Raw genomic sequence first — 12642 nt, forward strand, 5'->3', positions numbered from 1 at the left:
GCTCGGGTCAGTGCCGGCTGGGAGCCGGGGCGGGCAGCGCGCTCGGGTGGTAGTCCGCCGCCACCAGCACCGGGCCGGTTTCGGCCGTCGGCGGGCGGAACGACAGGACCCAGAACGAGCCCTTCTTGCTCGGCACCACACCGCCGCGCGCGGCGCTCAGCTCGACGCCGTCGCGGTCGGCCAGCGCGCTCACCAGGTCCGGGATCACGCCGCCCTGGCTGGCCACCACGGGCGTGCCGCCGTCACCGGCGATCGCCAGCAGCCGCGCGAGACCCAGCACCGGGTCCGGCCAGTAGCCCTCTTCGGACAGCAGCGGTTCGTGGCGCACCTCGGCGCCGATGTCCTCGGCGATCCCGTGCACCGTCTGGACGCAGCGCAGCCGCGGCGCCGACAGCACCCGGTCCGGGGCGGACAACGCCAGCACCCGGCGCAGTCCCGCCGCCTGCCGCAGTCCCGCTTCGGACAACGGGCGGAGGTCGTCGTCGCCGTTCCAGCCGTCGCGCTTGCCGGCTTTCGCGTGCCGCACCAGCAGCAGCGTCGTCAGCCCGACCGGCAGCTCGCAGAACGCGCGCAGCACGCGCACGTCCTCGTGCCGCGTCAGCAGTTTCTCCGCGGCGGTCGGTGCCAGCCAGCGCAGCTCGTCGACCTCGTCGTTGTCCTCGAACGCGCCGGAGACGGCTTCCGCGCTGAAGTAGTCGACGGTCTTCGGCACCGTGCCGGACCCGTGCTTCGCGGGCACCGGGTAGGACGTCCGGGCCAGGTACCGGCCCAGGACCGCGCGGAACCCGGTTTCCTCCCGGACCTCCCGCACAGCGGCCTCGGCCGTCGTCTCGCCCGGGTCGAGCTTTCCCTTCGGCAGCGACCAGTCGCCGTACCGCGGGCGGTGGACCAGGGCGACCTCGGTCACCCTCCCGGCGAGGCGCCACAGCACCGCGCCGGCCGCCCGTACCTCTTCGGTCATCCGGCGGCCCCGTGCAGCTTGGCGAGCTCGAGCTGGTGGTCGCGCACCCGCGAACCGTCGGCCGGGAACGGCGACCACTCGCCGCTCGCGGTGAGCACCCAGCAGCGCGTCGCCGGGTCCAGCGCCGAGTCGAAGATGTCGTCGAGCTGGCGCGTCAGCTTCGGGTCCTTGACCCGCACCAGCGCCTCGATCCGCCGGTCCAGGTTGCGGTGCATCATGTCCGCGCTGCCGATCCAGTGCGTGCCGCCGGCGCGGAAGTTGAAGATCCGCGAGTGCTCCAGGAACCGGCCGAGGATCGACCGGACGTGGATGTTCTCGGACAGCCCTTCGACGCCGGGCTTCAGCGTGCAGATCCCGCGCACCACGATCTCGACCGGCACCCCGGCCTGCGACGCGTGGTAGAGCGCGTCGATGACCTGCTCGTCGACCAGCGAGTTGCACTTGATCCGGATGCCGGCCTGCTGCCCGGCCCTGGCCAGCTCGATCTCCTCGCCGATCGCGCGCACGATGCCGCGGCGGATGCCGTGCGGCGACGTCAGGATCGTCCGGTAGGTGTCCTGCCGGGAGTAGCCGGTGAGCACGTTGAACAGGTCGGTGACGTCGGCGCCGATGCTGGGGTCGGCGGTGAACAGGCCGATGTCCTCGTAGAGCCGCGCGGTCTTCGGGTTGTAGTTGCCGGTGCCGATGTGGCAGTAGCGGCGGATGGTCGAGCCCTCCTGGCGCACGATCATCGACACCTTGCAGTGCGTCTTCAGCCCGACCAGGCCGTACACGACGTGCACGCCCGCGCGCTCCAGCGTCCGCGCCCAGGTGATGTTGGCCTGCTCGTCGAACCGGGCCTTGATCTCGACCAGCGCGACGACCTGCTTGCCCGCCTCCGCGGCGTCGATCAGGGCGTCGACGATCGGGGAGTCGCCCGAGGTCCGGTACAGCGTCTGCTTGATCGCGAGGACCTTCGAGTCGGCCGCGGCCTGCTCGATGAACCGCTGCACGCTCGTGGAGAACGAGTCGTACGGGTGGTGGACCAGGACGTCACCCTCGCGCAGCGTCGCGAAGACGCTTTTCGGCGTCTCGCGCTCGCCGAACGCCGGGTGCGTCGCCGGCACGAACGGCCGGTCCTTGAGCTCCTTGCGGTCCACCCCGGACAGCTGGTGCAGGCAGGTCAGGTCGAGCAGGCCGGGGACCTCGACGACGTCCGCCGGGTCGACGTCCAGCTCGCGCAGCAGCAGCTCGAGCATGTGCTCGCTCATGTCCAGCGCGACCTCGAGGCGCACCGGCGGGCCGAACCGGCGTTGCGCCAGCTCGCGTTCGAGGGCCTGGAGCAGGTCTTCGTCGCGGTCCTCGTCGACCTCGAAGTCGGCGTTGCGGGTGACGCGGAAGACGTGGTGCTCGGTGACGTCCATGCCGGTGAACAGCTCGCCGAGGTGCGCCGCGATCAGCTCTTCGAGGGGCAGGAAGGTGGCGGTGCGGCTGGTGCGCTCGTTTTCGACGCGCATCAGGCGCGGCACGTTGCTCGGCACCTTCACGCGGGCGAACCGCTCGGTGCCGCCCTCCGGGTCGCGGACCGTGACGGCGAGGTTGAGCGACAGGCCGGAGATGTAGGGGAACGGGTGCGCCGGGTCGACGGCCAGCGGCGTCAGCACCGGGAAGATCTGCTCGGAGAAGTAGCTGGACAGGCGCAGCTGGTCGGCGCCGGTGAGGTCGGTCCAGCCGACGATCCGGATGTCGTGCTCGGCCAGCCGCGGGCGCAGGTGCTTCTCGAACGCGCCGGTCTGTCGTTCGACCAGGTCCTGGTTGCGCTTGGAGATGTAGTCCAGCTGCTCGCGCGGGGTGAGCCCGTCCGCGCTGCGCACCAGCAGGCCGGTCTCGTCGCGGCGCTTCAGGCCGGCGACGCGGACCATGTAGAACTCGTCCAGATTGGACGCGAAGATGGCGAGGAACTTCGTCCGTTCGAGCAGCGGCTGCGACTCGTCCTCGGCCAGCGCGAGCACCCGGGCGTTGAAGTCCTGCCACGACAGCTCGCGGTTGAAGTACCGGTCGTCCGGCAGCGTCTCGGCCGCGGTCGGCGAGGTGGTGGTGACGGCGGGCGGCGCCGACGGGACGGCCCGGAACTCCTCGGCCCCGCGCGCGTTGCCGTGCGCGGCGCTGCGGCGGCGCGGGGTCGACGCCGCGGGCGTGCTCTTGCGCACCCTGGCCTTGCCGGCGGTGGCACGGGCCGCGGTGTCGCGGGCGGTGGACTTCGACGGGACCTTCTTGGCCGCGGTGGTCTTCTTCGGCGCTTCCTTCGGCGTTTCCGAGGACCCGGTCGTCGTGTTCCGTCGCCTCCGCGGTGCGGGCGTGCTGCCGTCGTCTGTGCTCACGGGACCCATTCTTCACTAAGCCACGCGGATTTGCTCCGAGCGTGGTGAAGGTCAGATGAACAGCTCAGCCGGGTGCGGCGCATGGTTCCCCTAGCCGGGCGGTGGTGTGTTTCCCGACACCGAGGGTCCGTACGTGGGCGAGGTCTTCGGGCGTGTCGACGTCACTGCGCAGCGACGGCAGCCCGCCCCGGAGCGGGACGGCTCCGGAAGCCTCGTGCGCCCGCGCGGAGCCGGGCCCGAACCGCGGGTCGAGCGGCGCTCCGGGGGCGGCCAGCAGCAGTGTGGTGCCGGTGCCCTGCCGATCGGCGACGAAGGCCCGCCGCCCCGCGGCCTCGACGAGCGCGGCCGACAGATCGCCCGCCCGCAGCGCGGGGAGGTCGGCTTGCAGGGCGCCGACCACGCTGCCAGGGTCGTCCAGCCGGAGCAGGTCGGCCCCGTGCCGGAAGGCTTGGTTGAGGCCTCTTTCGCCTCCTTCGCCGATGATCTCGATCCCGAGGTCCCGCAGTTCGGCGACGGCATCGGGATCGGCGGCGACGAGCAGCACCCGCCGCACGTTCGCGGTGGCGACCACGGCGGCGAGCGTGTCGGCGGCGAGCGCCAGCACCAGCCCGGGATGGCGCTCGGTGTCCACGGCACCACGCAGCCGCGACTTGCCGTCGCGGGGGTGTTTCATCGGCACGACCAGGTCCACGTCCACCCGTCCATCTTTACCCGAAACCCCGGCAGCCGGGGCGCGGGCGGGGTGGTTGTCCACAGGTCCACCGTGATGTGGACAACTCCGGGCCGGAGGTGCGTTCGGCGCGGCTTTCGTCCGGGCCGGTCGATACGCTTGAGACGGGGTGGCCCCCAGGGAGGGTGGGCTCTGTCTGGGGCCGGGGATGGCGGCGGATTTGGGCCTGTTGCTGGGGATCTGCGGGCCGTTCGGCCGCGGCGGGGGCGCGCTGAAGGTCTGCTGTCGACGGTGGGAAGGCGGCAGTTCTCCGGCATTCGCGCGAGGGCGGGTGAGTTCGCGCGGGTGGAACATCGGAAGCGAGTTGTTCACAGTGCGGCGACGAGAAGGAGTCTTCGGCAACATCCCGACGGCTCGCGGTGAGGCCTCGAGCCGCCGCGCCCCGGACCGCCCTGGCGCTCCACTCGGCTGGGTGACCCTCTGCGCCGGTGAGCCGTCCGGCCCAGCATCTGACCTGCAGACTGCAGGCGCCGCCGACCTGCCTGCCCCGACCCGGCCTGCTGTTCCGGGTCTGCCGCGGCTGGTCGTGTGTGTTAGGAGGGTTAGAACCTCCTAACACACACGACCCCGAGCCCGCGCAGCCGCGCCAGGAGTGGATCAGCTTCGAGACCGCCGCCTGCTCCGGGAGCTGGGGCCGCTCCGGGAAGCACCCCACCGCCCACCCCGGCCGACCCTGCCGAGCCCATCCGGCCGGGCCGAGCCCATCCGGCCGGGCCGAGCCCATCCGGCCGGGCCGAGCCCATCCGGCCGGGCCGAGCCCATCCGGCCGGGCCGAGCCCATCCGGCCGGGCCGAGCCCATCCGGCCGGCCGAGCCCATCCGGCCGGGCCGAGCCCATCCGGCCGGGCCGAGCCCATCCGGCCGGCCGAGCCCGGCCAGGCCCACCCGCCCACCCCGGTCGGCCGAGCCCGGCCAGGCCCACCCGCCCACCCCGGCCGGCCGGCTGGGCCCGGCCGGCTCGGGCTGGTAGGCGCGTTTCACCTGGGCTCGGGGGCCGTCGGCCACCCTCCCTCGAGCGCTCTGAGACCGGCGCGGCAGGATCAAGGGTGGACTTGAGCTGTGGAGGAGGAAGACTGTGGCCCGGCGTGAAAAGGGCGGCTTCTGGGTGGGGCTCGCCGCCGTACTGTTCTACCCGGTGACCGGGATCGGGCGGCGGGTGTACGCCGGGACCGAGAAGATTCCCCGGCAGGGGCCCGCGCTGCTGGTGATGAACCACATCTCGCACCTCGACCCCGTCGTCGACGCCGTGTTCGTGCACCGCCAGAAGCGCGTTCCCCGCTTCCTCGGCAAGGAGTCGCTGACCCGGACGCCGATCTTCGGGAAGATCTTCGTCGGCGCGGGGCAGATCCCCGTCTCGCGGGGCTCGGCCGCCGCCGGCGACAGTCTCAAGGCCGCCCACGACGCGCTCGCGGCGGGGAAGCTCGTCGTCATCTACCCCGAGGGCACCATCACCAAGGACCCGGCCGGCTGGCCGAAGGAGTCCTTCACCGGCGCCGCCCGGCTCGCGCTGCAGAACGACGTCCCCGTGATCCCGATCGCGCGCTGGGGCACCAGCCAGATCTTCAACGGCTACACCAAGAAGTTCACGCCGTTCCCGCGCAAGACCATCACCCACTCGGTCGGCGACCCGCTCGACCTGTCCGCCTACCGCGGCGGCAACACGCGCAGCGCGGCGAAACTGCGCGAGGTCACGAAGGTGATGATGGACGACGTGACCCGGCTGCTCGGCGAGATCCGGCACGAGGAACCGCCGCCGGCGAAGCCGGGGGATACCGCCTGATGCGCGCCGACGTCCAGCGGGTCACCGTGCTCGGGGCCGGTTCGTGGGGCACCGCGTTCGCGAAGGTCCTCGGCGACGCCGGGCGCGACGTCACCATGTGGGCGCGCCGTGAGCAGGTCGCCACGGACATCCGCGAGCGGCACGCCAACTCCGCGTACCTGCCGGACGTCGCGCTGCCGGCGAACATCACCGCGACCGCCGACCCGGCCGAGGCCCTCGACGGCGCCGAGGCCGTGGTGCTGGCCGTGCCCAGCCAGAGCCTGCGGGCCAACCTCTCGGAGTGGCGGCCGCTGCTGCCGGCCGGCACGATCCTCGTCAGCCTGGCCAAGGGCGTCGAACTCGGCACGCTCAAGCGGATGAGCGAGGTGATCGCCGAGATCGTCGCGGTGAACGCCGGCGAGGTCGTCGTCGTCACCGGGCCGAACCTGGCCAAGGAGATCGCTGCGGGGCAGCCGTCCGCGTCGGTGCTCGCCTGCGCCGACCACGAGCGCGCGGTCGCGATCCAGCGCGCCAGCGCCAACTCCTACTTCCGGCCCTACACCAACACCGACGTCGTCGGCTGCGAGCTGGGCGGAGCGTGCAAGAACGTCATCGCGCTCAGCACCGGGATGGCCGCGGGCCTCGGCCTCGGCACCAACACGATGGCGACGCTCATCACCCGCGGCCTGGCCGAGATGGCCCGGCTCGGCGCGAAACTCGGCGCCGACCCGCTGACGTTCGCCGGGCTCGCCGGGGTCGGCGACCTGGTCGCGACGTGCTCGTCACCGCTGTCGCGCAACCGGACGTTCGGGGAGCGCCTCGGCCGCGGCGACACGCTGGAGCAGGCCCAGGCCGCCGCCGGTGGGCAGGTCGCCGAAGGCGTCATGTCGTGCTCGTCGATCCGGGCGCTGGCGCGGAGCCTCGGTGTCGACATGCCGATCACGGACGCGATGCACCGCGTCTGCCACGAGGGTGTCGACCCGCGCCAGGCCGGCGCGGAACTGCTGGGCCGCTCCCAGAAGCACGAGTGGTCGTAACCCAGCTCAAAGCCGTGAAGGCCTCCTTACCGGCGCTAACGGCCGGGAAGGAGGCCTTCACGGCTTTCCGGCACCGGGCGAGCGGGTCACGTACCGCCCGGATGCTGGGAGCCGCTTGACCGGCCTCCGGGCGGCTGGAACCGTAGGCGCCATGTTCGCGCCAACCATGATCGAGTCGCGGGGTCGTCACGACCTCCGCGCCGTCATGTGTGCGTGTCGCTGTTGTCGGTGAACCCCGCCCCGGCCCAGCTCGACACCCCTTTTCTCCCGTGAGGACCCTCATGTTCGCCGTCCCGGACAACACCCTGCTGCGTCCCGAGAACCCCGCGCTGCGTCACCCCGTGCGCGTCGCGCTGGAGGTCGCCGCCGATCGCGACCGCTGGAAGCACCTGCTGCGCTACGACCCCGACGAGCGCTACGCGACGCTCGTCTCCCAGGACGAGCAGCAGGAGGTGTGGCTGATGAGCTGGCTGCCCGGCCAGCGCACCGACCTGCACGACCACGCGATCGCCAGCGGCGCGTTCACCGTGGTCAGCGGCCACCTGACGGAGGCGGTCGCCCGCCGCGCCCCGGACGGCCGCGCGATCACCGAGCTGCACGCGCTCGCCGCGGGGCAGTCGCGGGTGTTCGGCCCGGGGTACGTGCACGAGGTCCGCAACGAAGGCCCGGACCCGGCGGTCTCGGTCCACGTCTACCGCGACGCGGGCCGCGCGATGCGCCCGTACCACCTGGACCCGCTGAGCGGCCCGATCCGCGACTGACCACCCGCCGGCTCCCGCTGTTGTCCGGTCGCCAGCGCCCCAATGTGGCGTTCGGTGCGTCAGACGCACCGAACGCCACATTGGGTGCGTTGAACGCAACCAACGCCACATTGGGGCGCTCGGGGCCAGGGTCAGGCGAGGTCGCCGCGCAAGCGGAACTCCTGCTCGACGCGGGGGTGGTCGGCGCCCGCCGCCAGCAGCGTGGCCAGCAGGATCCGGGACTTGCGGGCGTCCAGCCAGCCCGCCATCGTCGCGCCCATCGCGATCAGGCTCGACTCCGAACCGCGGAAGCCGTACGTCGAGCGCAGCGTCGGCCCGGCGCCCGTCCGGGACGCGACCACCACCGGCAGCCGCGGAACCAGCCGCTCGACGACGTCGGCCGTGCTCGTCGAGACGTGTCCGGCGCCCGCCGCGGCCAGCACCACCCCGCGCACCCGCGGATCCGACGCGACCAGCTCCAGCACCGCGCCCGGGTCGTCCAGACCGGACTCGACCACCGGCACCAGCCCGGTGAAGTCGTCGCCGGAGAGGACAGGCAGCCGCGGCGCAGACGGGTGGAACCAGTGCACCGCCTGCTCGACGACCATGCCGAGCGGGCCCGCCGGCGCCGACGAAAACGCTTCCAGGTGGCTCGAATGCGCTTTCCGCACCCACCGCGCCGCGTGAACGTCGTCGTTCAGCGTCACCATCGCGCCCCGCCCGCGGCCGCGGGGATCGGCCGCGACGGTCAGCGCGTTCCGCAGGTTCGCCGGGCCGTCCGGGCTGAGCAGGCCCGCGTTGCGCATCGCGCCGGTGATGACCACCGGGGTCTCCGACGGCCAGCACAGGTCCAGGAAGTACGCCGTCTCCTCGAGGGTGTCGGTGCCCTGGACGACCACGAACCCGTCGGCTTCCTGGGCCAGCCCCCAGTCGCGGCAGCGCCGCAGCGTCGCGAAGTCCAGCGACGCGCTGCCGATGCCCGCCAGGGTCTCCGCGCGCACCTCGAACGGCAGGTCGCCGAGACCGGCGAGCAGCTCCGCGGCGCCGAACCGCAGCACCGCGCCCCCGGAACCGCCGGAAGGGGCCATCGAGATGGTGCCGCCCAGGGTGGCGACCGCGATCACGGTCACTTGACGGCCTGGAGCGTGTAGCTCGCCGCGAGCCGTTGCGGCGTGTCCTTCAGCCGCCACTCGTCGACGGCTTCGTCGTGCACCATCTGGCCCGGGATGGCGTTCCACGGCACGCTGTCGTGCTCGGTGAGCCCGGTCAGCGTCAGCCCGGCGGCCAGCAGCGCGGTGACGATCTCGCCCAGCGAGTGGTTCCACTCGTGGGTCACCGTGTGGGTCAGTGCGCCGTCGACCTCGACGTAGGTGCCCGGCTCGTCGAACACCAGCGGCTCGGCCTGCTCGAAGTACGGGTACCGCGGCACCGCCGGCTCGACGGTCTCGTCGAGCGTCTGCAGCATCGGGTGGCCCTCGCGGATGAACAGCCGCCCGCCCGGCCGCAGCAGGCCCGCGACGACTTCGGCCCAGCGCGCCACCGACGGCAGCCAGCACAGGGCGCCGATTCCGGTGTAGACCAGGTCGAAGCTCTCCGCGCCGAACACCGAGACGGCGTCGTAGACGTTGGCCTCGTGGTAGTCGATCTCCGCGCCCGCCGCCTCGGCCAGCCGCCGCGCCTCGGTCAGCGCCGCGCCCGAGAAGTCGAGCCCGGACACCCGCGCGCCGAGGCGGGACAGCGACACCGTGTCCGTGCCGAGGTGGCACTGCAGGTGCACCGCGCGCAGCCCGGCGATGTCGCCCAGCCGGGGCCGGTCGAACCGCACGACGGCGCTCAGGTACGCCGGATCCGCGGCGAAGTCCGCGAAGTTGTAGTCCGGTGAGGACGCGTGCAGCGGCGCGCGGTCGTCCCAGTTGGCCTTGTTGAGAGCGAAGGAGTCCGTCACGCCGTCGCCGCGCGCTCGGCCTTGCTGCGCAGCACGCAGAACTCGTTGCCCTCGGGGTCGGCGAGCACGGCCCAGCCGGTGCCGTCCTCGTTGCGCCGGTCGTGGACGAGCGTGGCGCCCAGCCCGATCAGGCGCGCGACCTCTTCGTCACGCGGGACGTCCGGTTGCAGGCACAGGTGCAGGCGGTTCTTGACCGTCTTCGGTTCCGGCACCTTCAGGAACAGCAAGGCGGTGCCGTCGGACAGCTCGATGCCGACCTCGTCGTCACCCGGGTGGTCGCCGTCGGGGATCGGTTTCCCGGTGACCTGGCTCCAGAACTGGCAGAGGGTGTACGGATCGGCGCAGTCGACGGACACGTTCAGCACGGCGGAAGGCATGCCCCCGAGTCTGGCCGAGCGGCCACGCCGGAGCGACTCGATTTACGAAGCCACCGCGAGCCCCGCGGTCCGGTGCATCCGGCGGCTGTCGTCGACGATGAGGATCTCGCAGCCCGGCCGGTCCGCCGCCCACGTGATGCCCTCGGCGCCCATCGCGAACGCCGCCGTGGCCAGCGCGTCCGCCGTGACCAGGTCGCCGGCCACCACCGTGACACTCATCAGGCCGGTCGCCGGGGTGCCGTCGCGGCCGTCGAGGATGTGCGAGCCGCGTTCGTAGGCCGCCGACGTCGCGATGGCGCCGTTGCGCGACTCCAGCACCGCGCACACGGCCAGGGGCTGCTCGGGGTGGCGGACGCCGACCCGCCACGGCCGTCCGGGTTCGGGCTCGCCGGCGGTGACGACGTCGCCGCCCGCGTTGAGGCAGAACGTCGTCGCGCCTTCGGCCTTGAGCATGTCGGCGGCGCGCTGCACCGCCCAGCCCTTCACCACCGCGCACGGGTCGAGGCCGCGCCCGGGCAGCCGCGCGCGGAACGCGCCGCCGGAGAGCTGCTCGTAGTACGCGCAGAGCTCCAGCACCTCGATCAGGTCGTCGCTCAGGTCCTCGGCCGGCAGCTCGCCGCGGTCGTAGCGGCTGACCTCGCTGTCCGGCTTGAACGGGCTGAACCGGGCGTCGACGTCGCGGAACCACGCGAAGACGTCGTCGACGACGTCGGCGAAATCACCTTCGTCCCGCAGGTCGAGGGAGATCGGCAGGCCCATCACCTGGTCCACGCGGTTCGTCATCAGTTGCCCCGAGCGTCGATGGCGGCCTGCAGCGACGTCTTGTACGACTCGCTCGTCTCGGTCGCGCCGGTCACCGTGTCGATCTTCGCGCTCTGCGCCTTGATCGCCTCTTCCTGCAGCTTCGGCAACGCGGTGAGCGCCCGCCCGCCGTCCGGCGCCTGCAGCAGGGTGATCGCGGCCATCCGGGAACCGGTGAAGGTCACCTGGACCTGCACGGTCCCGTAGGTGCTCCACTCCGGCGTGCCCTGGGTGGTCACCGTCGCGTTCGCACTGTCCGGAGTGGACGACGGCGGCGCCGAGGTGGTGGGGGAGTTCGAGGTGCCGCCGGTCGGGCCACCGGCCGAAGTGGACGGTGCCGCCGCGGTCGGCTTGGGGACCGATGTGGACGGTACGGCGAGGGAGGGCGGCGCTTGGGCGACGGCGGTGTTCTGTACCGGCGGCCCGGGTTCGAACCGCCAGACCGCGATGAAGCCCGCGATCGACAGCGCGACGACGAAGATGGTTCTCTTCATGACGAGTCCCCCCCTAGGCCGCGAGGCTGAAGCGTTCGGCGTGGACCTGGGCCTTGGGCACGCGCAGCTCCCGCAGGCTGCGCAGCACGGCCGACGTCATCCCGGGCGGGCCGCAGACGAACACGTCCCGCTCGTGCACGTCCGGCACCATCATGTGCAGGTTCGCCGGGCCGAGCATCGTGCCGCGCGGCCCGACGGCCTGGTCGGGTCCGGTGAGGACGCTCACCATCGCGCCGCGGGTCTTGGCCAGCTGGTTCAGCTCGGGCAGCAGGACCGCGTCGGCCTGCGTGCGCACCCGGTAGAGCACGACGACGTGGCCTTGGATGTCCTCCAGCAGCGCGCGGATCGGCGTGATGCCGACGCCGCCCGCCACGAGCAGCGCGTCGGGCCGCTGCTGGTGGATCGTCGTGAACGCGCCGTACGGGCCTTCGGCGAACACCCGCGTCCCGATGCGGAGGTTGCGCAGCGACGCGCTGGCGTCGCCGAGGGCCTTCGCGGTCAGGCGCAGCGTGCGGCCGTCGGGCGCCGCGGACAGCGAGAAGGGGTTGGCCTGGTACCAGCGGTCCTTGGTGAGGAACCGCCACAGGAAGAACTGGCCGGCGCGGACCGGCATCCGGTCGAGGTGCTTGCCGCTCATGTAGACCGAAACCACGTCCGGGGCCTCGGAAACGACGGCGGTGACGCGCAGCCGGTGCCGCAGGTTCCGCCACAGCGGGAGCAGCACGCGCCCGGCGAGCACGGCGGCGCCGGCGCCGATCCAGAGCGTCCACCAGTAGCTCTTCGCCATCGGCGAGCCGGCGAACGACGTCCCGAGCGCGATCTGGTGCGTGAACGCGAGGAACACCGCCGCGTAGGTGTAGAGGTGGATGAAGTGCCACGTCTCGTAGGCCAGCCGCCGGCGCGCGAACTTCGCCGACGCCGCCCCGACGATGAGGATCACCGCGAACGCGACCAGCGCGCGCAGGATGCCTTCCAGCTGGTTCGCCATGTCCACCAGCTCGTCGACGACGCCGTGGTGCTCGACCTCGGCGTACCCGAACACGATGAACACCAGGTGCGCGAGCAGCGTCCACAGGATCGTGAAGCCGGTCCAGCGGTGCCACGTCGTGAGCCGGTCCATGCCGATGCGCCGGTCCAGCCAGGGCAGCCGGGCCACCAGCAGCAGCTGGAACGCCATCGCGAGCGCGCCGTACAGCCCGGCGAGCCTGCCGATGCTGATCAGCACGTCGTCGGAGAGCCCGGCCTGGGCGAACAGGGTGGTCACGGCGGCCACGTTGGCGCCCAGGAGGAGGAAGAGGCCGGATTTCGCGGCGATCCGGGGGCGGATCGCCGGGCGCGTGGCCTCGGCGGTCTGCGTCATGCTGGTCACACGGATCCCTCGTCGGTTCGGTTCACGAAGGCCAGCCTCGCCACCGAGCCTGTGGCGAGTCTGGGTGCCG

At 72.4% G+C, this 12642-nt stretch carries 12 protein-coding genes; 3 read left to right on the forward strand and 9 right to left on the reverse strand.

Annotated features, from left to right (window positions below; all coding sequences use genetic code 11):
* Window positions 1-7: 7 nt before the first annotated feature.
* From MUY22_RS21775 to cofC, 3 genes are read right to left on the reverse strand one after another with little or no spacing between them, the layout of a single operon-like run.
* Window positions 8-961, reverse strand: coding sequence for an NUDIX hydrolase (locus MUY22_RS21775; RefSeq protein WP_247062059.1), 954 nt, complete (start codon window positions 959-961; stop codon window positions 8-10).
* Window positions 958-3330, reverse strand: a complete 2373-nt coding sequence (locus MUY22_RS21780; protein ID WP_247062061.1) for an RNA degradosome polyphosphate kinase — start codon at window positions 3328-3330, stop codon at window positions 958-960. The genes MUY22_RS21775 and MUY22_RS21780 overlap by 4 nt, the downstream gene beginning before the upstream one ends.
* A 55-nt stretch (window positions 3331-3385) precedes the next feature.
* Entirely contained in the window at window positions 3386-4018 is a 633-nt protein-coding gene (gene cofC / locus MUY22_RS21785) for a 2-phospho-L-lactate guanylyltransferase (RefSeq protein ID WP_247062063.1), read from the reverse strand.
* A gap of 1107 nt (window positions 4019-5125) precedes the next feature.
* Between cofC and MUY22_RS21790 the strand changes: the two genes are divergently transcribed.
* From MUY22_RS21790 to MUY22_RS21800, 3 genes are all read left to right on the forward strand, one after another.
* Window positions 5126-5830: a 1-acyl-sn-glycerol-3-phosphate acyltransferase gene (locus MUY22_RS21790; protein ID WP_247062065.1), complete on the forward strand. Its 705-nt coding sequence runs from the start codon at window positions 5126-5128 to the stop codon at window positions 5828-5830.
* The gene (locus tag MUY22_RS21795) at window positions 5830-6846 is read left to right on the forward strand and encodes an NAD(P)H-dependent glycerol-3-phosphate dehydrogenase (protein ID WP_247062067.1); all 1017 of its coding nucleotides are present in this window, start codon (window positions 5830-5832) and stop codon (window positions 6844-6846) included. Before MUY22_RS21790 ends, MUY22_RS21795 begins: the two co-directional genes overlap by 1 nt.
* A 281-nt stretch (window positions 6847-7127) precedes the next feature.
* Window positions 7128-7607: a cysteine dioxygenase family protein gene (locus MUY22_RS21800; protein WP_247064035.1), complete on the forward strand. Its 480-nt coding sequence runs from the start codon at window positions 7128-7130 to the stop codon at window positions 7605-7607.
* Window positions 7608-7738: 131 nt separating this feature from the next.
* On the opposite strand, the gene MUY22_RS21805 is transcribed toward MUY22_RS21800, so the two are convergent.
* From MUY22_RS21805 to MUY22_RS21830, 6 genes are read right to left on the reverse strand one after another with little or no spacing between them, the layout of a single operon-like run.
* Window positions 7739-8716, reverse strand: coding sequence for an asparaginase (locus tag MUY22_RS21805; protein ID WP_247062069.1), 978 nt, complete (start codon window positions 8714-8716; stop codon window positions 7739-7741).
* Window positions 8713-9531: a bifunctional 2-polyprenyl-6-hydroxyphenol methylase/3-demethylubiquinol 3-O-methyltransferase UbiG gene (locus MUY22_RS21810; RefSeq protein WP_247062071.1), complete on the reverse strand. Its 819-nt coding sequence runs from the start codon at window positions 9529-9531 to the stop codon at window positions 8713-8715. The genes MUY22_RS21805 and MUY22_RS21810 overlap by 4 nt, the downstream gene beginning before the upstream one ends.
* The gene (locus MUY22_RS21815) at window positions 9528-9908 is read right to left on the reverse strand and encodes a VOC family protein (protein ID WP_247062072.1); all 381 of its coding nucleotides are present in this window, start codon (window positions 9906-9908) and stop codon (window positions 9528-9530) included. The genes MUY22_RS21810 and MUY22_RS21815 overlap by 4 nt, the downstream gene beginning before the upstream one ends.
* Window positions 9909-9950: 42 nt before the next feature.
* Entirely contained in the window at window positions 9951-10691 is a 741-nt protein-coding gene (locus MUY22_RS21820; protein WP_247062073.1) for an FAD:protein FMN transferase, read from the reverse strand.
* Window positions 10691-11203 (reverse strand): FMN-binding protein, encoded by a 513-nt coding sequence (locus tag MUY22_RS21825; RefSeq protein ID WP_247062074.1) that lies wholly within the window; start codon window positions 11201-11203, stop codon window positions 10691-10693. Before MUY22_RS21825 ends, MUY22_RS21820 begins: the two co-directional genes overlap by 1 nt.
* A gap of 13 nt (window positions 11204-11216) precedes the next feature.
* Complete coding sequence (locus MUY22_RS21830) at window positions 11217-12563, reverse strand: ferric reductase-like transmembrane domain-containing protein (RefSeq protein ID WP_247064037.1); 1347 nt, start codon at window positions 12561-12563, stop codon at window positions 11217-11219.
* Between the last annotated feature and the right edge of the window lie 79 nt (window positions 12564-12642).

This window comes from Amycolatopsis sp. WQ 127309, assembly GCF_023023025.1.
Taxonomy (GTDB): Bacteria; Actinomycetota; Actinomycetes; order Mycobacteriales; family Pseudonocardiaceae; genus Amycolatopsis.